Source organism: Amycolatopsis sp. NPDC059027, assembly GCF_042739735.1.
In the GTDB taxonomy this organism is placed as follows: Bacteria; Actinomycetota; Actinomycetes; order Mycobacteriales; family Pseudonocardiaceae; genus Amycolatopsis.
This window is the reverse complement of record NZ_JBHYIK010000020.1, coordinates 41242-61641: the sequence shown is the minus strand read 5'-3', so window position 1 is coordinate 61641 and position 20400 is coordinate 41242. Positions and strand designations below refer to the sequence as shown.

The following is a 20400-nucleotide window of genomic DNA, read 5'->3' as shown; positions in this document are numbered from 1 at the left end:
GCTGGACTACCAGGCCACCGGATCGATGGGCACGAGTGGAGCCACCACCCTTGGCTGCGCATAGCATTCCCCGGAGATCCGCAGATACTTCTGGAAGTACGGCCGCCGCAGCACGGTGTCACGGTATTCGACGAGGTCGGACCACCCCTCGGACAACATGAAGATCCGTGGGTCGGCGGCCGAGTGACCGGCGTGGAGGTGGACACAGGTCTCTTCGGCACGAGCCCGCGGAAGCACGTCCCGCAATGCCGCCAGGAACGTCTCCCGCCGTTGCGGGTCGATGGTCAGGGTGACGTTCATGAACAGTGGCACGCCCCGCTCGGTGACCGCCCGCAACGCGGCCTCCTGCTCTTGCGGAGTGGGTACCTGGGATCCTTTACTCATCGTTTCCCTTTTTCTTGTTCTTCAGCCCCGGTGACGCCGCCGAACCTCGGGCTAACACGGAAATTGCCGCTCAGCAGTTCTTGACGGACCGGCATACCTGGAACGAAACCGCTTCCATGTGCTTGTTCTGCCCGGTGGTACCGATCGCGTTGGTCTTACCGTCGGCGCCGCAGTACCAGTTCTTGTTCCAGCCCACGTTCTGCACATAGGAATTCCCGCAGAGTACACCGGTCTGGACGCGGTAGCTCACCGCTTCCAGGCGCTTGTTCTTCCCGGCGGTACCCACGGTGAGGTGCCCACCGGCAGCTGCACAGGCCCACGGCTGCCATCCGCTGTCCTGCACGTAACCGGCGGCGCAGAAGCCGCTTCCACCGACCGACATCGTCAACGCCTCCATCCGGAGCCCCTGCCCGGCCCCGCCGACGGTCGCCGCCCTTCCGGCCGGAGCGCACTGCTCGCCCTGCCACCCGCGCTTCTGCATATACGCCTTGAGACACACCTTGTCCGCCGCCGCGACCCGCGGCCCCGTCGACCCCGGTTCAGCGCCGAAGGCCGGGGAACTCGTGAACGGGACAAGCGCGGCGACTACCGCGCCGATCGCGAGCGACCACCTGAACCCTGCGTTTGTTCGCACCATGGCAATTCCGCCTTCGTCAATTTTATCGGATAGTCCCCGGTCCGCCCGTCACCCATCGAAACAGGGATCAGTCGGCCAGCATTTTCAGCAGCTGCGGCCGCGACGGCCCGGCCGGGATCGGCATCTCCCGGCCTTTCGTCGCGACCGCGACGCGATCGGCCATTCCCGGCCGGGAAAGCAGTTCCTCGAACGAGGTCAGCAGCGCCACGTTTTCCAGGAACGTACGGAAGAGGTCAGCGTCATGATGGCTGGCGACCAGCAGATCGTAGGACAGTTTGGTACCGATTTCCGGGGCTTTCCGGGGACGCCCGTTGATGGTCGCGTCGATCTGGTTCGCGCGGGCCTTGTTGATCCGAACCGTTTCGCGATACCACCGGACCACCCGATCCTGCACCATCCGGTCATGCTCGAGGGCCAGCTCGAGCGGATCGTCACCACGGTCCCGAACGACCTCCGCGGTACCAGCGGCCTGGATGAGTCCCATGCTCATCCCGCGCCCATAAACGGGATTCGTGGTCGCCAGCGAGTCACCGACAGCAAGCACCCCGATCGCGACCGGAGCGCCGTCCACCACGAACCGGCGGAACCGGTCGGCGTTCCCACTGATGATGCGCATTCCATCCTCGACCTCACCATCCAGCAAATGCGCATGCCCCGGACAGGCCCGAACCACCTCCATCCACTTGCCGACATGACGCAGCTCCTTCAACTCCTGATCCGCCGAGGAGAAACAGAGACTCATCGACCAGTGACCGCGTTCTCCGGGCACGGTGAGTATCGAGTAGCTGTCGAAATGCTGGAGCAGCCCGCCGTCGGGAAGCATCGGGGTCTCCCCGTCATACGAGCGGAAGAACCGCGTGTAGTACGTGAAATTGGTCGGTTCGACCTCCTCGTGAGGCGGCCGCGCACCCAGATCCCCGAGCCAGGCCGGCAGCTTCGTCCGCCGGCCCGAGGCATCGATGACGAGATCCGCGCCGATGACCTCACCGGCCGACGTGCGTACACCGACGACCCGCGGCACATCGCCCACCGTGGACGGCTCAGCCAGCAGCCCGGTCACCCCGACACCTCGGCGCACGTCGACCGCCCGGCGTGCGCAGCTCGCCACCGCGTATTCCAGGACCGGACGGCGAACCGCCAGCGTATCGAACCTTCCGTCGTCCGGACGCGACGCGCGATCCTCGATATGGGAAGGCAACAGCGAAAGAAAACTGAACTCGCTCGCACCGGCCCCCCGCGCGGCCTCCAGCACCTCAGGAATCCGGGCCCGCAGAATCCGGTAACCCCTCGGCCACAGCATGTGCGTCTGCCGGAACTGGCTGACCCCGCGCCGGGCCCAGTTCGACCAGGCCTCCTCCGGCGAGTCCGGCATCGCCTCGCCATCTCGTTCCAGGACGATGACCTCCATACCGTCCTTGGCGAGCATCATCGCCGTCGACAACCCGACGATCCCCCCACCGACAACAACGACTCTCCGCATCGAATATGCCTCTCACACCGCTGATCAAACGATCGGGGATCCAGTTCTCGCATCCTGGCCCAGGAGGAAATCCCAACGTGCCAGTAACGAAGAAGAGACAAGATTCATGATACGAACGTGCCCTGTCCGACGTGGACGGTACCGGGGCTTCGGACTCCGGCCGGCAGCAACCGGCAGGGGAATGTTCGCGTACTCGCGGGGTCCTCCCCGGGGACGACCCGGGTCCTCCCGGCGCATGATCAGGCCGGGCCAGTGATCGGATGCCGGTGCCGTCGCCGGTCGGCACTCTGGGTGCACGAAGAACGACCGGAGCTGCCGTTGGGCGGCCGGTTTTCCTTTTACGGCACCGGAATTCCACTACCGACCCGCGGGGACAGGTGGGGGTCCGCGGGTGAGGAGAGCGGATGATGGGGCAGGTCGATGCGCTGGAAACGGCGAAGCGCGGCCAACGCACCGTATTGGCGGGCGCGGTCGCGGGAGGCAGGGCGCCGCGTTGTCTCCCGTACTTACTGGCCTGTTGTGCGTTCGTGGTCTATGCGGTGTGGTCGCTTTGGTTGCACAGGGCGTTCCAGAGTGGCGGGCAGGATCTCGGCCTTTTCGAGCAGGCGGTCCACGCCTACGCGGACGGGCACTGGCCGACAGCGGATCTCAAGAGCCCCGGCGTCATTCTGCTCGGCGACCACTTTTCGCCGATTCTCGCGGTGCTCGCGCCGTTCTACTGGCTCTGGCCGTCCCCGGCTCTGTTGCTGGTGGCGCAGGCCGCGCTGCTGGCCCTCTCGGTCATTCCCGTGACCCGGTGCGCGATCCGCGCGCTCGGCCCGTGGCGGGGCGCCGGGATCGGTGTCGGCTACGTTCTCTCCACCGGCCTGCTGGAGGCGGTGATCCACGACTTTCACGAGATCTGTTTCGCCGTCCCGATGCTGGCCTTCGCCGGCGAGCGGCTGCTCCGGCGGCAGTGGGGATGGGCGGTCGCGTACGCGGCGCCGCTCGTGCTGGTCAAGGAAGATCTGCCGATGACGCTGGCAGCGCTCGGCCTGTACCTCGTCGTTCAGGGCCAGCGCAGGCTGGGCTGGGCAACGGCCGCGTTCGGCGTTCTCAGCACGGTCGTGGTCGTCGGAGTGGTGCTGCCCGCGATCAACAGCAGCGGCGGCTACGCCTACGGAGACAAATGGGGCGGGTTCGCGCCCTTCGCCGGATTCCCCGTCAAGGTGGCGACCCTCGCCGTGCTGCTCGCGCCCACCGCGTTCGCCGCGCTCCGGTCACCGATGGCGATCCTGCTCGTCCCCACCCTCGCCTGGCGGCTGTTGTCGGGGTTCCATTTCTACTGGAGCCCGGCGCTCTACTACGACGCGGTGCTGATCCCGATCGCGTTCCTGGCGGCTGTCGACGGCATCGGGCGCGCACGGGGCACCTGGCTCGGCCGGGCCGCCCCGATCTGCGCGGTGGTCGCGGCGGTCTGCTCGACGACGGTGGTGCTGCTGCACGCGAATCAGCCGCGCTGGACGAACGAGCAGCAAGCCGCCGCCAGGGAAGTCCTGGCCGGGGTTCCGGACGGTGCCACTGTCGCGGCAGCCGGACGGCTGGCCCCGCATTTGACGAGCCGATGCCGGGTGCTGCTCTACCCCACCTATCCCTCGGGTGCCGAGCAGCCCGAATGGGTCGTGGTGACCCGGCCGGAAGGCACGTGGCCGCTTTCGGTCCCCGAACAGGAAAAACGTCTGGCGGAGCTGACCCGGCGAAGCTACGACGTGGTAGCGGGGAACGCCACGGCTACCCTGCTTCACCGGCGTCCCGGCTCATGAGCCTGTGCCGCGCTCGGCGCCGTTCAGTCGTGGAACCCGCCAGGGTTCGATGGCGTGACGAGGCCGTGTTCGTAGGCGAACACCACGGCCTGCAGCCGGTCACGCAGCTCCAGTTTGTCGAGCACCCGGCCGAGGTGGGTCTTCACCGTGGTCACGCCGATGAACAGCCGCTCGGCGATCTCGGAATTGTTGAGCCCTCGCGCGACGAGCACGAGGACGTCCCGCTCGCGGTCGGTGAGCCGGACCAGCCGCCGATCGTCCGACGGCGCGGGGTGCGCGGCGAGGTAACGCCGCATCATCCGATCGACCACGGACGGCGCGAGCACGCGGTCGCCACGCAGCACGGCCCGCATCGCCAGGAGCATCTCCTCCCCGCTCGCGTCCTTGAGCAGAAAACCGCCCGCGCCCGCCCTGGTCGCGGCGAGGACGTATTCGTCGAGGTCGAAAGTGGTCAGCATGAGCACCTTGACCGCCGGGTCCCGCGCGCAGATCCGTTCGGTGGCCGCCACTCCGTCGAGCACCGGCATGCGGACGTCCATCAGCACCAGGTCCGGCCGCGCCGTGACGGCCAGGTCCACCGCCTGGCTCCCGTTCTCAGCCTCCCCTGCCAGCACCAGGTCGTCCGCGCTCTCGATGATCATGCGCAGCCCGCCCCGCATGAGCGCCTGGTCGTCGCAGACGAGCACGCGGTGGGGCCCGGGCTGTGTCATGGTTCCTCCGGGGATGTCGTGAGCGGAAGCAGTGCGGTGACCAGGAACCCGCCGTCCGGCCGCGGTTCGGCGGTCACCTCGCCGCCGAACATCGAGGCACGTTCCCGCATCCCGCGGATGCCATAGCCCGCACCACTCCGCTCGGCGGCGTGGGGACGGGGGCCGTGGCCGCCATCGTTGCCGACCTCGACCACGACCGTCCTGTGTGGATCGTCCGATGTCCCGTAGCGAACCGTCACCGTACACCGGGCACCGGGCGGGGCGTGTTTGACCACATTGGTCAGTGCCTCCTGGACGATCCGGTGCGCGGTGAGCACCGCACCGGGCGGGATCCCCTCGCGGTCGCCCTCGACCACAAGACGAGCCTCCAGCCCGGCGGAACGCACCTTGCCGACAAGCTCGCCGAGCGCGCCGGCACCCGGCTGAGGTTCCGTACCGGTCCCGGATTCGCGCAGCAGACCGAGAATCCGCCGCAACTCGGCCACAGCCTCACGCCCGGTCACGCCGATCGTCCGCAGCGCCTCGTCCACAGCGCCGGGATCCCGCATACCCAGCAACCGCGCGCCTTCGGACTGCAGCACCATCGTGCTCACCGCATGCGCGACGACATCGTGCATCTCCCGGGCGATCCGCGCGCGTTCCTCGACGACCGCGGCCCTCGCCAGCGCGTCACGACGTTCCTCGGCCTCGATCGCACGCTCCCGCGCGTCAGCCAGCTGCAACTGACGGCTGCGCGTCACCTCACCGGCGGCCACCGCGGCCACCATGACGGCGGTCTCCGCCACGAACAGGATCGCCGCGATCTGGCCGCCCCCGACGAGGAACGCCCCGATCAGGAACAGCATCTCCGACGCGAGCAACAGCCACCACTTGCTGCGCCGGCCACCGTGGACGACCACCGAGTACATGAGGACCACCAGCGCCAGGTCCGCGGCGAGCAGCACACCCGCGTACGGCAGCGGCAGCAACGCCTGCGCGGCGAAGACGGCGAGCACGAACAGCATCGCCTGCGCGGGGAACCGGCGCCGCGCGAAGACCGGCGCGAGCAAGGCCACGATGATCGCCAGCACCGCACCCCACCACCGGCCCGACAACAAAAGGCTCACCAACGAGGCCGCACCGAGCACCACGACGATCAGCAGGTCGGTCACCCATGACCGGACACCCGCCCCGGCGAACAACTTGCGCACCCTGACCACCTAACCACGCATCCCGCTTCGTCGCGACCGTCCGAAGTGGATTCTCCAGCTCACGGCCTCCACGGTTGCCCCATCGGATAAACCCTCCTGCCCCCTTCTCCGCAGGACAACGGTCCCGACCTGCTTCGCTGGTTAGGGTGCCGGTGCATCATTTCAGTATCGCAGGAGGTCAGATGCTCGACATTCAGGAAATTTCCGACCGGCTGGAGATCCAGGAGCTGCTGGTGACCTACGCGACCGCGATCGACAGCAAGGATTTCGGCGCCCTGGACGGGATATTCACACACGACGCCCATATCGACTACACCACATTCGGTGGTATCGCGGGCACCCGCGCCGAACTGAAGGAATTCCTCACCTCGAGCATGGCACAGTTCGCCGTGTGCCAGCACCTGATCGCCAACCCCGCCATCCATCTCGACGGCGACCACGCGACAGGTCGGGTGATGTGCCTGAACACACTCGGCTTCCCCGTCGAGGACGGCGACCCGCACCTCGCGCTGCTGGGCATGTGGTACCTCGACGAATACACCCGCACACCGCGGGGCTGGCGGATCTCCCGGCGCAGCCAGCAACGCAGCTGGACACAAGGACTCGACGACGTCCCCCACCACACACACTGACCCGCGTTCCCGAGCGGCCAGGTACGGACCGTCGGGCTTGAGGAGCGAGCGATGCCGCAAATCCTGACGGAGTCGTACTGGCCCGCCGACACCAGCGCACCGGTACTGGAGCTCACCACCGGGGATCTGTTGCGTGCGGCCGCGCGGGATGCCGGGTCGCGGACCGCGCTGATCGAGGCCGCACCGCCGGACACCGTGTCACCGTCCGGCGCCGGACGCACCGACCGCCAGTGGACCTACCGGCAACTGCTGGCCGAGGCCGAGCAATGCGCGCGCTGGTTGCTGACCCGGTTTGCCCCGGGCGAGCGGGTCACCGTCTGGGCTCCCAACATCCCCGAGTGGGTCATTCTCCAGTACGGCGCGGCCTTGGCCGGCCTGGTGGTGGTGACCGCCAACCCAGCGCTGCGAGCCGCGGAACTGCGTTATGTACTCGAGCAATCCCGCTCGGCCGGGCTCTTCCACACCGCGGCGTTCCGCGGCAGCGACATGACCGCGATCGCCCGAGACGCCGCGCACGGACTCCCGGAACTCAGAACAACCGTCTGTTTCGCGGACTGGCAGACGACCGTCCGTGCTCATCAGGGCAGCGGGCCGCTGCCGGAAGTACGCCCCGATGACGCGGCCCAGATCCAGTACACCTCCGGCACCACCGGGTTCCCCAAGGGCGCGTTGCTGCACCACCGCGGGCTGGTGACCAACGCGAAGTTCATGATCGACCGGGCCCGGCTGCCCGAGCGAGGCACCATGGCCTCCGCCGCGCCGCTGTTCCACACCGCGGGCTGTGCCATGGGCGTGCTCGGCAGCGCCCACCAACGAGCTTCCTACGTCCTGTGCCGGCTGTTCGACCCCGCGCTCGTGCTCACCGCGACCCAGGATCACCGGGCGGACATGCTCGGCGGCGTCCCGACGATGCTCATAGCGCTGCTGAACCACCCCGGCTTCGGGCAGTACGACCTGTCACACCTGACGGGGGTGCTCTCCGGCGGCAGCCCCATCCCGCCCGAGCTGGTCCGTCACGTCGAGGACGGCTTCGGCGCCCGGTTCACCTCCGTCTACGGCCAGACCGAACTCTCCCCGGTGCTCACCCAAACCAGTCCCGACGATGCACCCGAGGACAAGGCCACCACCGCCGGCCGTCCACTGCCGCAGGTCGAGGTCACCGTCCGCGATCCGAAGACCGGGGACATCGTGCCCGTCGGGCAACCCGGGGAGATCTGTGCCCGCGGCTACCAAGCCATGCTCGGCTATTTCGAACTGCCCGAACGCACCGCCGAGACCATCGACCAGGCGGGCTGGGTGCACACCGGCGACCTGGGCAGCCTCGACGAACGTGGCTACCTCAAGGTCACCGGACGGCTCAAGGACATGATCATCCGGGGCGGGGAAAACATCTACGCCACCGACATCGAGCAGGTGCTGTTCACCCACCCCGGGGTGCGCGACGTCGCCGTCCTCGGCCTGCCGGACCCCATGTGGGGCGAAATCGTCGCCGCGGTGCTCGTGTCCACCGAACCCGGCCATGCACCCACGGCGACGGAGCTACACGACTTCTGCCGCGCGCGGCTGGCACCCCACAAAACACCCGCTCGCTGGTTCCACACCACCGAACTACCCCTCACCGGTTCCGGAAAAGTCCAGAAACACCGGCTCCGCGGACAAATCGACCACGGCGAACTCCAAGAACTCTGACGCCAGGCCCAGCTGCTCCGGTGAAACGAGCAGCCCGGCTCGAAAGAAAAACCCGCGGGCTGTCAGCCGTTGGGCAGGATCACCGCGCGGCCGGTGACCTTTCCGGCGTGCAGCCGTTCGTACGCGAGCGGGGCCTCGTCGAGAGAGTAGGTCTCGGTTCGGACGGACAACGCACCCGCTTGGGCGAGGGCGATCACCTCGATGAGCTCGCCACGGGTACCCCAGTACGGGGCGTAGGCACTCATGCCGGGTGGGACCAGCATGAATCCCATGGCCATCGCGCCCCCGCCGAGTCCGACATTGAGCACCCGTGCCTGAACGGCGGCGGACGCGACGGCGATGCGGCCGGTCGCCTCCACCCCGACGAAGTCGAACACGGCCTCGGCGCCGAGGCCACCGGTGAGCGCGCGGATCGGCTCGGGCACGGACTCGTCCGACACCAACGCTTCGTGGGCGCCGACCTCCCGGGCGAGGGCCAGCTTGTCCTCGCTCACGTCGAGCGCGACGACTCGCGCCGGGGTGAGCGCGCGCAGCAACTGGATCGCCACATGGCCCAGGCCGCCGACGCCGATCACCACGGCGGTCGAGCCCGGCACCAGCGCGGGCAACGCCCACCTGACGGCGTGGTACGGGGTCAGACCGGCGTCGGTGAGCGACACGGCGGCCACCGGGTCGAGCCCCGCGAAGGGCACCAGGTGGCGCACGTCGTCGACGAGCAGGTACTGCGCGAGGCCGCCGGGGGCACCCAGCCCGGGCGAACGGATTCCCAGCCGTCGGGCGTGCGGGCAGTAGTTCTCCCGGCCCGCCGCACACGCGGCGCAGACACCGCAGCCCCACGGCCCGTAGACGGCGACGCTGTCGCCGACCGCCACCCCGGTCGTGCCCTCACCGAGCGCCGCCACCGTGCCCACGGCCTCGTGGCCGAGGGTCTGCGGCAGCGGGAACATCAGTCGTTCCGCGGGCAGGTGCATCAGGGTGAGGTCGGAGTGACACAGCCCGGCCGCGGTGACCTTCACCAGGACCTGGCCGGTGCCCGGTTCGGGATCGGGGACCTCGACGACCTCGGGAGCCGCGCCGGCACTGCGGTACTGAACTGCTTTCATTGGTCCTGCTCCTGTCTCTTCGGTCGGCGAGGTTTTCCGACATGGCGGCTCAGTGGCCGCCGAGTCCCTGTGACCAGCTGCGCTGATGGTCGCGTCGGGAAATGCGCCAGCCCTGTGGTGTGCGGACGTACTCGTCGAGGTACCACAGGCCCAGCATCGCGACCGGTGGCTCACCGTCCTCGGCAGGCAGCGCGATCGGGTTCAGGCACATCACCCGCCCCGTCGCCCGGTCACCATCGACGCGGATGTCCGGGTTGGCGATCAGATGCTGGATCGCGGGAAGCTGTGCAAGATTCTGCGCGATCCATTTCTTGACGACGGCGAGGTTGCCCGTGACGCCGCCGAACGCCGTGTAGTCGAGGTAGGCATCATCGGCGAATATCCGGTCCAGCGCGTCGAAATCCCGGCCGTCGACGGCGGTCGCGTAGGCCACCACCAGATCCTGGATCTCCAGCCGGTCCGAAATCTCCTGAATGTCGAGCATCTGTTCTCCTAGCGCACTGTGACGATTGACGGTCAGGACGAACTCGCCGTCAGGGTCCGGAGTTCGGCGTCCGACAGACGCAGGTCGTGCAGGGCCAGCAGCGCCGGCAACTGCTCGACCGTGCGCGCGGAAGCGATCGGCGCGGCCACCGTCGGCTGCTGCGCGAGCCAGGCCAGCGCGACGGTAGCCATCTCCACCCCGCGGGCCGTCGCGACCTCCTCCAGCGCGGCGAGGACTTTCACGCCGCGTTCGGTGTCCACGTAGCCACCGGCCAGGCTGGGCAGGACACGCACGCTGTCGACGGTCTTGCCGGGGCGGTACTTGCCGGTCAGGAAGCCGGAAGCGAGCGCGAAGTACGGGACACACACCAACCCTTCGCGCTGCACGATGTCCCGCCGCTCGCCCTCGTAGGTGTCACGGGAGACGAGGTTGTACTGCGGCTGGAGCGCGACGTAGCGGGCCAGGCCTTCACGGTCGGAGAAGGCCAGCGAGGCCGAGAGCCGTTCGGGACCGATGTTGGAGGCCGCGATCGCGCGGACCTTGCCGGCTTTCACGAGCTCGTCGAGTGCGGTGATGATGTCCTCGACCGGGACGGACTCGTCGTCGAAGTGGGTGTAGTAGAGGTCGATGTGGTCGGTGCCCAGCCGACGCAGGGATTCCTCCGCGGCGGCCTTGATGTTCGCGGGTGCGAGGCCCTTGTGCCGGGGGTGGTCGCCGACCTTGGTCGCGATCACCATCTCGTCGCGGTTGCGGCGGGCGGCCAGCCAGGTGCCGATGATGGTTTCGGACTGGCCCGCTTCGTTGCCGGGAAAGTGATACATATACGCGTCGGCGGTGTCGACGAAGTTGCCACCCGCGGCGGAGTAGGCGTCGAGTACCGCGAACGATTGTTCTTCGTCGGCGGTCCAGCCGAACACGTTCCCGCCCAAGCACAGCGGGGAAACGACGAGACCGGACGAGCCAAGGGGGCGAAGATCAGTCATGGATCGAGAACTCCTGGGTCGGGGATTCTTCACTCTGCGCCACCACGATCGGACGCACGGGTTCGAGGCGCGGCGTCAGGCGTGCGGCATTCTTTCGATGGCCGCGTCCCGCATCGCGCCGCGGCGGACTTTGCCGGCGTCATCGCGCAGCGGCTCGTCGAGGAATTCCATCGAGCGCGGCACCTTGTAGCGCACGAGGCGCTCACCGAGGTGCGCGAGCAGCTCCTCGGCGGTCAGCCCGGGCTTGGCCTGCACCAGCGCGTGGACCCGCTGACCGAGGTCCTCGTCGGGAAGTCCGACGACAACACTGGACAGGACAAGGGGATGAGCGTCGATCGCGGCTTCCACCTCGGCGGGATAGATGTTCGCCCCGCCGGCGACGATCAGGTCCGTGCGCCGGTCGCTGAGGTAGAGATAGCCGTCGGCGTCCATCCAGCCGAGGTCGCCGAGCGACTCCCACCCCTCCCGCTCCTTGGCTTCCGCGCCGATGTAGCGGTAGGTGGGCGGGGCACCGGACGGCCGGCGCAGGTAGATCTCACCGACCTCGCCGACTGGTGCGCGCTTCCCGTCCGTGTCGAGCACCACCATCTCCCCGAGCGCCGGCTTACCGACCGAGCCTCGATGCTCGAGCCACTCCGGGCCGGTGATGATCGTGGCGGCCTGCGACTCCGTCCCACCGTACATCTCGAAGATCCTGTCGGCGCCGAGCAGATCGATCCAGGCTTCCTTGAGCCACGGCGGACAGGCCGAGGCCGTATGCCATAGCGTGCGCAGTGAGGACACGTCATACGAATCAGGGCTTTCCTCGATGAGCCGCAGCATCCGCAGCATCATCGTGGGCACAAGCTGCACCCAGCCGACCCGATGCCCGGCAATCGCCTTGAGCGCGCCGTCGGCGTCGAACTCGGACAGCACCACGAGATGCTGCCCCACCAGCAGTCCGGTGAGCGAAGCGGTGAGCGGGGAATTGTGGTACAGCGGGCCGGCGACCAGCTGGCTGTCGTCCGGCCGCATCCGGGCCACGGCGCCGGCCAGCGCCGGTGCCCCTTCGGCCGCGTTACCGGACACGATCAGTTTCGGTCGCCCGGTGCTGCCACCGGAGGTCGAAGCCTTCCACGCGAGCGACACGACCTCCGGCAGCATCCCGTCGTCCAGGACTGGATCGGGCTGAAAGTCCGCGGCGACGCAGGTTCGGCCGGGGTGATCGACCGGATCGGCGCCGACGACGAGTGCGGAGTCGGCAAGGTCGACGATCGCCCGTCGCTCGGCGGCCGGAAGCCGGGGTGAGATCGGCTGGGGAATCGCGCCGAGTTTCCAGCATGCGAGGACAGCGAGGTAGAAACCGATCGAGTTCGGCAGACCGATGGTGACGAAGTCCCCGTAGCCGACCCCGAGGTTGCCGAACGCCCGTGCGAGCCGGTTCGACCGCGTCTCGAGCTCGTCTCGGGTGATCATCTCGCCATCGCAGCTGATGGCTGGCTGCCGTGGAGCTTCGCCCGCCAGCCGGGCCAGGATCCGCACATAGGGTTCAGCGGCAGCGGGGAAGACCACCGCGGCGAGATCCGGCTCAACGTCACCAGGCACAGCACATCAACCTTTCCAACAGCTTCACCGCTCCACGTCACTCGGATATTACGACGCGACTCAAGAACATCCCGGCAAATTCCCGATCCATTGATGTCCGGTTGACCGAGCCGACGCGGAATCAACGGAAAGATGGGCAGCAATAGTAGCGTCATGGATCGTACTGCGCGAAGGTTCCGGCCCGTCCGTCGTTATACTATCGGATAACGGCTTCTATACAAAAGTGCAGTGCATGCCAGGACCAGGCGCGGGCCGCCCGTGCGAATGGCCGCGAGCATCGTCCGACCCGCCGCCGAGTTCCGGCCCAGTCGGTACTCCAGCAAATCGGCCACGGCCGACCGCGGGTACCCGTTCAGCCAGAGCCTGGGCGTTTCAGCTTGGAGAACTTCGCGATGCCAAGACCGCGGTCCACGTGGTGGACGAAACACGATGGCCAGTCGCCTATCCGTGGTCACGAGTGGCGAAGGCGGAATGCGGAGGACAGGTGCATACTATGCGCATGCCGCATGGTGATCTCGGGCTGCTGCACGAACTGCGTGCTCTGTCCATCCTGCTCGAGGAACGAAACGTGACCCGCGCCGCCGGGCGGTTTCACCTGAGCCAGTCGTCCATGAGCCGGACGTTACAGCGGCTTCGCGCGCTGTTCGGTGACGAGCTGCTGGTCCGATCCGGCAGCGACTACGAGCTGACCCCCCGAGCGCAGGAAATGCAGCGCGAACTCGCCCTGCTCCTGCCACGGCTGGAAGGTCTCGTGACCGGCCGTGGCTTCGATCCCTCAACGGCGACCGGGATCGTACGCATCATCGGCACCGACTACACCACCGCGGTACTGGGACCGCACCTGCTGCCCCGGCTGTGCCTGGCCGCGCCCGAGCTGGAAGTCCGTATCGAATCGCGAGACGATTCCTCGTACGAGGATCTCGAACGAGGCCGGGCCGACATCGCACTGTCCGTGCTCCACCCGGCCACCCGGCTGCGATGGGAGCGGTTGTTCACCGACGACGCGGTCTGCGTGGTGGACCGCGACCACCCCGTGCGAGACCGGTTCTCACTGGCCGACTACGTCGCGGCCCGCCATGTGGTGGTCACCCTGATCCAACGAGAGCAACCCATGATCGAACGGTGGCTTCAGACCCTCGGCCACAGCAGGAGGGCGGCTGTGCGGGTCCCGCACTTCCGCTCGGCGTTCGACGCTCTGCCCGGTGCGGCCCTCGTCGCGACGATTCCGCGGCGGCTCGCGGAGTTACAGGTGGCCGCTTGTCCTCAGGTGCGGTTGGTCGAGGCTCCGGAAGGGCTCGACACGTTTCCGTACGGAATGATCTGGCACCCACGCCTGGAATCCGATCCCATGCACTCCTGGCTGCGCGACATGATCCGCGCGGCGGCACAGGACATGGCCTCTCGTCGCTCGGAGAACTGACCGCCGCGCGTACCGCCTCAGAGCAGTTCGCCGATCGTGATCGGCAGGTCGTGGACGCGGATCCCGGTCGCCTCGAACACGGCGTTACCGATCACCGCGGCGGAGGCAAGGCGCCGGTGCCGATGCCGGACGTGGCTGAGGCGGCGGCGACGCGGCCGTCGTCGCGGAATCGTGCCCGCGCCGAGGCGGGCATCCCCATGCCGATCAGCCAGTCGCCGTCGGTCCGGGACCGTGGGCGCCTGGTGCCGGCTCCAGCCGAACCGATCGGCTCCGACCCGGTAGCACTGCAAACGTCGGCGATCCGGGGCCTCACGTGCGTCATGCGCCGGGCGCATAGGGGTGATCCACACTTTGCGCTGGTGACAACCTGGTCCACCGTGGATGCTGAATTGCATGACGCAATACGAGTGCATCACCAGACGGGAACTGATCCGGCCAGTCGGTGCCGGGCCGCCTTGCTGATGGGTCGGCCACCTCGCTGACCGCGGCCTGCGGGTGACGCCGGGCACCACGGCGATCATCAACAGTGCCGTGCCATACCCGACCTGGCGCCGACGACGGAAACTTCGAGCCCGCAAGGGCCCTGGACGCCAGAAGATACCGACCAATGACAAGACGCCGAGCGCACGCTTCCCTGTTTCAGGTGCCGACGACGCGATACTCGACGTGCCCTCCGCCAAATTCCTCTTTGTTACCTCCACCAACACGCAGTCGTCATCATTGACGGTCGCAACGAAGTCCGGGACATGTGTCATGGGCATGCTGCTCGAATGACCGCCACGACCGCCTGGACCGGCATGAGGAGCGGGACCTGGTGGAACTGGGCAGGCCCCGGCAGCTGCCGACACTGCTCGAACTGGTCCGGCATACTCGCGACACCCCGGCGCCATCGGACACACCTGTGTCTCGACACTTCATCTTGGTCTTGCGGAGGGGTTATGAACAAGGATCCCAAGTGCGACTGCGGAAGCACCGATGAAGCCGCGGGCGTGGCGGTTTTGGTGTACGCACCGGATTCGCTGTCCAGAATTGGCGTAGCGAACATGCTCAGCGGCGATGAGCGAGTGAAGATACTCGACGAGGCCGACTTCGCGGCCGCCGAGGTGCTTGTAGTGACCGAGGAGACCCTCGACGAGGGAGCTTTCACCTACCTGCACAAGGCCCGCGCCGCGTCACGTCTCGCGTCACCACCACCCTGCGTGGTCGTCATCAATACCCTTCGCGCCGAGACCGTGATGTCGGCGATCGAATATGGCATGGCAGCGGTGCTGCGACGGTCCACCGTCGACGGCAAGGAACTCGTCCGAACGGTACTCGAGGTCAGCAAAGGCTTGCCGTCCCTGCCACCCGACGTACTGGGCAGCCTTGTCACCCAAATCGGTCGGCTCCACCAAGACATGGTGGACCCCCGCAACCTTACACTATTCGGCCTCACCGACCGCGAACGCGAAATTCTCCGCTTACTCGCCGATGGGCACGACACCGAGGAAATCGCGACCAGGCTCACCTATTCGGAGAGCACGGTGAAATTGACTCTCCACCGCATGATGACCCGCTACAACCTCAACAACCGCACCCACGCAGTCGCATTTGCGATCCGCAACGGGGTAATCTGACAGAATCCCCGTCGGGCGGTCCGACCCGCCGCCGAACAACCTCGACCACCGCGCCTCCATGATGAGGTCGGATGTGACGGTGCTCCAACTGCTCACCGACAGGGAGGACGGCGCGCCATCGTCGACCGGATGGGACCTTCAATCTCCACAGCGAACCGGTTGCGCATGCGGTCCCCGATCCTGGCCGGGGCCCGGACCCCGCCCCGGCCACCCTACGACCCGGTCGCGGATTCCGTTTCCCGTTTGGATAGTGAAGTCGCAACCGGCGGCTTTTATGGAACGATCGCCAGGACAGTCACGTCCGACACCGGCTGCCGGACGCCCGTCATGAATCTGTTCGCCCTCCCCGATGGGGAGTGGCCTCCTCCGGTACGCCCCAGAGGAAGCGACTCACCGTCGGTTTTCTCCTGCTGTTCATGAGCGGAACGCCGGCATGGATGAGCCTTGCGACATTGGGCGCCTGCCACGGGGTCGATCCAGCGTCGAAACTCTGCCGGTTCAGCGGCTCTTGCCCGGGCCCTCCGGCGGGCGGGTCGTTCACCTCACCGCAGGACAACCGGCCTGCCTCGCCGCCGGCCCGCAGATTCTGCGCCGGAACTGGATTACCGCGGACTTGAGGCCCGGCATCCAGCCGTCGTCGAGATTCATCCACGCCAAGCCGGCGTGTTCAGTGTTTCAGAACGGCTTGATGTTGAGCTCCTTGATACAGCGAGCCGCCCGGTAGTTCCTCTGGTTCCACCGCGGAACATCCACTCTCGTCCCGTTGCAGTCCACCCAGGTGATGTCGTTGTTCCCGGTCCAAAGGTAATCCATCCAGCTCGTAGATCCTTTGACACCTTCAAACCAGTTCTTACCGGCTCCGGCATAACAGGCAGTTTCGTGCTTACCCCAGGTTGTATGGTAATTGACCTTTACGAACTGGTTATGCCTGTCGCAAGGGAGCTGTTGTGCACCGGCACTGCCAGCCGGCAGTACCAGCATTGCCAGCGAAGCCGCCACGACCCCGGCAGCACCAGCCAAGGTGATCTTCTTCATTATCCCCATCCATTCACTCGGACAAGCTCTGCGATCAGTCCGGTCTGAATGTCAGTAAGCCTCCGCCACGGCCGGAAAACAACCGTTTCGAGTATTACGCACCCAACCGGACAACGAACATTGATCGATCGGGAACTCAGGTGCCGTCGGCGAGCCGGAGGGCGGGCATCGTCGCGCCGGCCAGCGGATGACCGCTCCCGAGGTCGTAGCGCTGCCGCCACAGACCGGAGATCCGCTTCACGGGGGCCCGCCAGTCGCTTGTGGACACCCGGGCAAATCCTCTGTGGACGGTTCGGGGTCAGCGCAGGGTTCCGGCGCGCAGGCCGAGGGTGACCTCCATGGCGTGGACGATCAGGGAGCCACGTTCGGCGGGGCGGCCCCAGCGGACCAGCGCCTGGGCGTTGACGCCGTCGATCATGCCGATCAGCTGCCAGGCGACGGCGGCGGGATCGTCGGCGGTGAACTCCCCTGCCGCCACGCCGTCCGCGATGATCTTCTCCACGGCCTGCTGCCAGGCGTCCATCGCGGCCCGGACGGCCTCGGCGAGGGTGGGGTTGCGCCGGCCCAGTGCCCAGGACTCCACCCAGACCACGGTGACGTCCACGCGGCCCTCGTCGAACAGCGTCTCCACGAGCCGCGCCAGCCGGGCGCTGGCCGCGGTCTCCCCCGCCAGCAACTCGATGACGTCGTCCAGTTCCGCCATGACGATTCCGGTGAACGTGTCGGCGACCAGCCTGTCCATGTTCGGCGCGTAGTGCGCGACCAGCGCGGGCGTCACGCCGGCGCGTGCCGCCACGGCACGCAGTGTGACGGCGCCGAGGCCCTGGTCGAGTGCGATCTCGCGGGCGGTTCCGGTGATCTCCGCGGCGCGCTCCGCCGGAGCCTTCCGCGCTGCTCGTTTCCTGACATTGCTTGACATCGGGTACCAGTCTAGTTAGCGTCACCGCCACTATTGATCGACCGATCAATAGTGGCGCGGTTTTCCACCGTCGCCGCAGCCAGCGGGCACCGGTCCGGTCGTGCCCGCCGACACCTGGGAGCTCGGATGGCCTGGCGCATGCCCGCGGAAACCGCGCCACACGAACGCGTCTGGATGGCCTTCCCGCGGGCCGGGCACACCTTGGGCGAAGACGCCGCGGCGGCGCGGGAGGCGTACGCCGCGTGGGCCGCGGTCGCGAACACCGTGGCGGAGTTCGAGCCCGTGGTCATGGTCGTCGACCCGAGCGAGCGCGAACGGGCGCGGCGCCTGCTGGGCAGCGAGGTCAAGCAGGTCGAGGCTCCGCTCGACGACTTCTGGATGCGCGACATCGGCCCGACCTTCGTCGTCGACGACGAACGGCCCGGCGTACTGGGCGCGGTCGACTGGGTGTTCAACGGCTGGGGCGCTCCCGCCTGGGCGTCGTGGGAGCGGGACCGGGAGATCGGCGGGTTCGTCGCCGACGAGGCAGGCGCGGAACCGGTCGGTTCGCTGCTGGTCAACGAAGGCGGCGCGATCCACGTCGACGGCGAGGGCACCGTTCTGGTCACCGAGACCGTCCAGCTCGATCCCGGCCGCAACCCGTATGCCGGCAAAGCCCGCGTCGAAGCCGAACTGCGGCGCACGATCGGCGCGACCACGGTGATCTGGCTGCCACGCGGGCTGACCCGCGACTACGCGGAATTCGGGACGCGCGGGCACGTCGACATGGTGGCGACGATCCCGTCGCCCGGCCGGTTGCTCCTGCACGCCCAGCCCGACCCCGGCCACCCGGACCACGCGGTGCTGCGGGAGATCCGCGCGTCGCTCGCCGGGCGGACCGACGCCGCGGGCCGGACGTTCGAGATCGTCGAAATCCCGGCGCCGCCGACGCTGCGCGACGCGGGCGGCTTCGTCGACTGGAACTACGTCAACCACCTCGTGGTGAACGGCGGCGTGATCGCGTGCGGCTACGGCGACGCGCGTGCCGACGCGGTGGCGGCGGGGATCCTCGCCGAGGCCTACCCCGGCCGACGGGTCGTGACCATCGACGCGCGCCCGATTCTGGCCCGCGGCGGCGGGATCCACTGCATCACCCAGCAGCAGCCGGTCGCCGGGGGCGGGCGATGAGCGCGTTCGACGTCGTCGAGGCCACGATCGCACAACTGCGCGCGGCGCTGGCCGACGGCACGACGACGAGCGAGCACCTGGTCACGGCCTACCTGGCGCGCATCGAGGCGTACGACCGCAACGGGCCGAAGCTGAACGCCGTCGTGGTGCCCAACCCCGCCGCCATCGCCGACGCACGGGCCTCGGACGAGCGCCGCGCCCGGGGTGAGCAACTCGGCCCGCTCGACGGGATTCCTTACACCGCAAAGGACAGCTACCTCGCGCGCGGGCTCACCGCCGCCGCGGGCTCACCCGCGTTCGCGGAACTCGTGGCGCGCCGCGACGCCTTCGCGATCGAGCGGCTCCGGAACGGCGGCGCCGTCCTCATCGGACTGACGAACATGCCGCCGATGGCCAACGGCGGAATGCAGCGCGGGCTCTACGGCCGCGCGGAAAGCCCGTACCACGGCGACTACCTCACCGCCGCGTTCGCCTCCGGCTCCTCCAACGGTTCCGGCACCGCGACGGCGGCCAGCTTCGCGGCCTTCGGTCTGGCGGAGGAGACCTGGTCGAGTGGCCGCGCGCCCGCGTCGAACAACGGGCTGTGCGCCTACACGCCTTCCCGCGGCGTGATCTCCGTCCGGGGCAACTGGCCGCTCGTGCCGACCATGGACGTCGTCGTCCCGCACACCCGCACCATGGCCGACCTGCTGGAAGTGCTGGAGGTGATCGTCGCCGACGACCCCGACCCGCGCGGCGACTTCTGGCGCGCCCAGCCGTGGGTGCCGATCCCGTCCGCGTCGGCGGTGCGCCCGGCTTCGTACCCCGCGCTGGCGGTGGCGGACGCGCGGACGGCACGCGACGTCTTGGCGGGCAAGCGGTTCGGCGTGCCGAAGATGTACGTCAACGCCGACCCGGACGCCGGAACGGCGGCACGCCCGGGGATCGGTGGCCCGACGGGCAGGCGGATCGTGACCCGGGACTCGGTGCTGGAACGGTGGGAGGCGGCGCGGCGGGATCTGGAAGCCGCCGGCGCCGAAATCGTGCTGGTGGACTTCCCGGTCGTTTCCCGTTACGAAGGCGACCGTCCCGGCGCCCCGACCATCGGCACCCGCGGGCTGGTGCGTCCCGAGTTCCTGAAGCGGGAGATCACCGACCTCGCGGCATGGGCGTGGGACGATTTCCTGCGCGCCAACGACGATCCGGCGCTGAACCGGCTCGCCAAGGTGGACGGCGACCGCATCTTCCCGCACCCCGAGGGAGCGCTGCCGGATCGCTACAACGGTTTCGACGACGACATCGCCGCCTACCCCGGCCGCGTTCCCGCCGGGCACTTCACCGACATTCCCGGCCTCGCCGAGGGCGTGCGGGGCCTCGAGGAGACCCGCCGCGCCGATTTCGACCGGTGGCTGGACAACCTCCGGCTCGACGCCGTCTGTTTCCCCGCCGTGGCCGAGGGGGGGGGGGGCGCGCGCGGGGCCCCCCCCCCGCGCGGCGCGGGCGCGCTCGGCGGGCGGCGCGCCGTCCGCGCCGTACACCCACCCAACCGGCCCAGCACACAATGGGGATCACCCGTGGCTTCGGAC

The 20400-nt window shown here is 68.2% G+C and carries 20 protein-coding genes; 7 read left to right on the top strand and 13 right to left on the bottom strand.

Translation table 11 applies throughout. From position 1 onward, the window contains the following. Nucleotides 1–6 precede the first annotated feature (6 nt). The 3 genes from ACFWY9_RS16075 to ACFWY9_RS16065 form a co-directional block, all read right to left on the bottom strand. The gene (locus ACFWY9_RS16075) at nt 7–384 is read right to left on the bottom strand and encodes a putative quinol monooxygenase (RefSeq protein ID WP_378326785.1); all 378 of its coding nucleotides are present in this window, start codon (nt 382–384) and stop codon (nt 7–9) included. Between the two features lie 70 nt (nt 385–454). Further along, entirely contained in the window at nt 455–1021 is a 567-nt protein-coding gene (locus ACFWY9_RS16070; RefSeq protein WP_378326786.1) for a hypothetical protein, read from the bottom strand. Nucleotides 1022–1088: 67 nt separating this feature from the next. Next, nucleotides 1089–2501: an NAD(P)/FAD-dependent oxidoreductase gene (locus ACFWY9_RS16065; protein WP_378326787.1), complete on the bottom strand. Its 1413-nt coding sequence runs from the start codon at nt 2499–2501 to the stop codon at nt 1089–1091. Between the two features lie 404 nt (nt 2502–2905). Between ACFWY9_RS16065 and ACFWY9_RS16060 the strand changes: the two genes are divergently transcribed. After that, nucleotides 2906–4303 carry a DUF2079 domain-containing protein gene (locus ACFWY9_RS16060; RefSeq protein WP_378326788.1) on the top strand — a complete coding sequence of 466 codons (1398 nt, stop codon included), beginning with the start codon at nt 2906–2908 and terminating at the stop codon, nt 4301–4303. Between the two features lie 23 nt (nt 4304–4326). On the opposite strand, the gene ACFWY9_RS16055 is transcribed toward ACFWY9_RS16060, so the two are convergent. Continuing rightward, entirely contained in the window at nt 4327–5013 is a 687-nt protein-coding gene (locus ACFWY9_RS16055) for a response regulator (RefSeq protein ID WP_378326789.1), read from the bottom strand. Further along, a complete protein-coding gene (locus ACFWY9_RS16050) occupies nt 5010–6203 on the bottom strand; it encodes a sensor histidine kinase (protein WP_378326790.1) in 1194 nt (397 codons plus the stop codon). Before ACFWY9_RS16050 ends, ACFWY9_RS16055 begins: the two co-directional genes overlap by 4 nt. A gap of 182 nt (nt 6204–6385) precedes the next feature. Here ACFWY9_RS16050 and ACFWY9_RS16045 point away from each other — a divergent pair, with 182 nt between their 5' ends. After that, complete coding sequence (locus ACFWY9_RS16045) at nt 6386–6835, top strand: nuclear transport factor 2 family protein (protein ID WP_378326791.1); 450 nt, start codon at nt 6386–6388, stop codon at nt 6833–6835. Nucleotides 6836–6886: 51 nt separating this feature from the next. Then, complete coding sequence (locus ACFWY9_RS16040) at nt 6887–8524, top strand: AMP-binding protein (RefSeq protein ID WP_378326792.1); 1638 nt, start codon at nt 6887–6889, stop codon at nt 8522–8524. Nucleotides 8525–8586: 62 nt separating this feature from the next. On the opposite strand, the gene ACFWY9_RS16035 is transcribed toward ACFWY9_RS16040, so the two are convergent. The 4 genes from ACFWY9_RS16035 to ACFWY9_RS16020 all read right to left on the bottom strand — a co-directional run bounded on the left by ACFWY9_RS16035 (nt 8587) and on the right by ACFWY9_RS16020 (nt 12678). Then, nucleotides 8587–9627 (bottom strand): NAD(P)-dependent alcohol dehydrogenase, encoded by a 1041-nt coding sequence (locus ACFWY9_RS16035; RefSeq protein ID WP_378326793.1) that lies wholly within the window; start codon nt 9625–9627, stop codon nt 8587–8589. A 49-nt stretch (nt 9628–9676) separates the two neighbouring features. Further along, entirely contained in the window at nt 9677–10111 is a 435-nt protein-coding gene (locus ACFWY9_RS16030) for a nuclear transport factor 2 family protein (RefSeq protein WP_378326794.1), read from the bottom strand. A 32-nt stretch (nt 10112–10143) separates the two neighbouring features. Further along, nucleotides 10144–11094: an aldo/keto reductase gene (locus ACFWY9_RS16025; protein WP_378326795.1), complete on the bottom strand. Its 951-nt coding sequence runs from the start codon at nt 11092–11094 to the stop codon at nt 10144–10146. Nucleotides 11095–11169: 75 nt separating this feature from the next. Beyond that, entirely contained in the window at nt 11170–12678 is a 1509-nt protein-coding gene (locus ACFWY9_RS16020) for an AMP-binding protein (protein ID WP_378326796.1), read from the bottom strand. Nucleotides 12679–13177: 499 nt separating this feature from the next. On the opposite strand from ACFWY9_RS16020, the gene ACFWY9_RS16015 reads away from it, so the two are divergent. Further along, nucleotides 13178–14098 carry a LysR family transcriptional regulator gene (locus tag ACFWY9_RS16015; protein WP_378326797.1) on the top strand — a complete coding sequence of 307 codons (921 nt, stop codon included), beginning with the start codon at nt 13178–13180 and terminating at the stop codon, nt 14096–14098. A 17-nt stretch (nt 14099–14115) separates the two neighbouring features. Here the strand turns inward: ACFWY9_RS16015 and ACFWY9_RS16010 are convergent, their stop codons facing one another. After that, nucleotides 14116–14433 carry a hypothetical protein gene (locus ACFWY9_RS16010; RefSeq protein ID WP_378339167.1) on the bottom strand — a complete coding sequence of 106 codons (318 nt, stop codon included), beginning with the start codon at nt 14431–14433 and terminating at the stop codon, nt 14116–14118. 603 nt (nt 14434–15036) lie between these two features. Between ACFWY9_RS16010 and ACFWY9_RS16005 the strand changes: the two genes are divergently transcribed. Beyond that, nucleotides 15037–15714, top strand: coding sequence for a response regulator transcription factor (locus ACFWY9_RS16005; RefSeq protein WP_378326798.1), 678 nt, complete (start codon nt 15037–15039; stop codon nt 15712–15714). Between the two features lie 675 nt (nt 15715–16389). On the opposite strand, the gene ACFWY9_RS16000 is transcribed toward ACFWY9_RS16005, so the two are convergent. The 3 genes from ACFWY9_RS16000 to ACFWY9_RS15990 form a co-directional block, all read right to left on the bottom strand. Next, on the bottom strand, nt 16390–16749 hold the full coding sequence (locus ACFWY9_RS16000; protein WP_378326799.1) for a beta/gamma crystallin domain-containing protein: 360 nt from the start codon (nt 16747–16749) through the stop codon (nt 16390–16392). A gap of 136 nt (nt 16750–16885) precedes the next feature. Then, on the bottom strand, nt 16886–17017 hold the full coding sequence (locus ACFWY9_RS15995; RefSeq protein ID WP_378326800.1) for a hypothetical protein: 132 nt from the start codon (nt 17015–17017) through the stop codon (nt 16886–16888). 30 nt (nt 17018–17047) lie between these two features. Beyond that, on the bottom strand, nt 17048–17668 hold the full coding sequence (locus ACFWY9_RS15990; protein ID WP_378326801.1) for a TetR/AcrR family transcriptional regulator: 621 nt from the start codon (nt 17666–17668) through the stop codon (nt 17048–17050). Nucleotides 17669–17794: 126 nt separating this feature from the next. On the opposite strand from ACFWY9_RS15990, the gene ACFWY9_RS15985 reads away from it, so the two are divergent. Beyond that, nucleotides 17795–18835 carry an agmatine/peptidylarginine deiminase gene (locus ACFWY9_RS15985; RefSeq protein WP_378326802.1) on the top strand — a complete coding sequence of 347 codons (1041 nt, stop codon included), beginning with the start codon at nt 17795–17797 and terminating at the stop codon, nt 18833–18835. Further along, a partial coding sequence (locus ACFWY9_RS15980; protein WP_378339166.1) for an amidase occupies nt 18832–20400 on the top strand: 1569 nt, incomplete at its 3' end. The genes ACFWY9_RS15985 and ACFWY9_RS15980, both read left to right, overlap by 4 nt.

Bases quoted from the DNA above. Each gene is read 5' to 3' on its own strand.
- ACFWY9_RS16005 (WP_378326798.1), top strand. From the start codon at position 15,037: ATGAACAAGGATCCCAAGTGCGACTGCGGAAGCACCGATGAAGCCGCG.
- ACFWY9_RS16065 (WP_378326787.1), bottom strand. From the start codon at position 2,501: ATGCGGAGAGTCGTTGTTGTCGGTGGGGGGATCGTCGGGTTGTCGACG.
- ACFWY9_RS16035 (WP_378326793.1), bottom strand. From the start codon at position 9,627: ATGAAAGCAGTTCAGTACCGCAGTGCCGGCGCGGCTCCCGAGGTCGTC.
- ACFWY9_RS15990 (WP_378326801.1), bottom strand. From the start codon at position 17,668: ATGTCAAGCAATGTCAGGAAACGAGCAGCGCGGAAGGCTCCGGCGGAG.
- ACFWY9_RS16075 (WP_378326785.1), bottom strand. From the start codon at position 384: ATGAGTAAAGGATCCCAGGTACCCACTCCGCAAGAGCAGGAGGCCGCG.
- ACFWY9_RS16045 (WP_378326791.1), top strand. From the start codon at position 6,386: ATGCTCGACATTCAGGAAATTTCCGACCGGCTGGAGATCCAGGAGCTG.
- ACFWY9_RS16015 (WP_378326797.1), top strand. From the start codon at position 13,178: ATGCCGCATGGTGATCTCGGGCTGCTGCACGAACTGCGTGCTCTGTCC.
- ACFWY9_RS16060 (WP_378326788.1), top strand. From the start codon at position 2,906: ATGATGGGGCAGGTCGATGCGCTGGAAACGGCGAAGCGCGGCCAACGC.
- ACFWY9_RS16025 (WP_378326795.1), bottom strand. From the start codon at position 11,094: ATGACTGATCTTCGCCCCCTTGGCTCGTCCGGTCTCGTCGTTTCCCCG.
- ACFWY9_RS16040 (WP_378326792.1), top strand. From the start codon at position 6,887: ATGCCGCAAATCCTGACGGAGTCGTACTGGCCCGCCGACACCAGCGCA.
- ACFWY9_RS16070 (WP_378326786.1), bottom strand. From the start codon at position 1,021: ATGGTGCGAACAAACGCAGGGTTCAGGTGGTCGCTCGCGATCGGCGCG.
- ACFWY9_RS16030 (WP_378326794.1), bottom strand. From the start codon at position 10,111: ATGCTCGACATTCAGGAGATTTCGGACCGGCTGGAGATCCAGGATCTG.
- ACFWY9_RS15985 (WP_378326802.1), top strand. From the start codon at position 17,795: ATGGCCTGGCGCATGCCCGCGGAAACCGCGCCACACGAACGCGTCTGG.
- ACFWY9_RS16010 (WP_378339167.1), bottom strand. From the start codon at position 14,433: ATGCGCCCGGCGCATGACGCACGTGAGGCCCCGGATCGCCGACGTTTG.
- ACFWY9_RS16000 (WP_378326799.1), bottom strand. From the start codon at position 16,749: ATGAAGAAGATCACCTTGGCTGGTGCTGCCGGGGTCGTGGCGGCTTCG.
- ACFWY9_RS16055 (WP_378326789.1), bottom strand. From the start codon at position 5,013: ATGACACAGCCCGGGCCCCACCGCGTGCTCGTCTGCGACGACCAGGCG.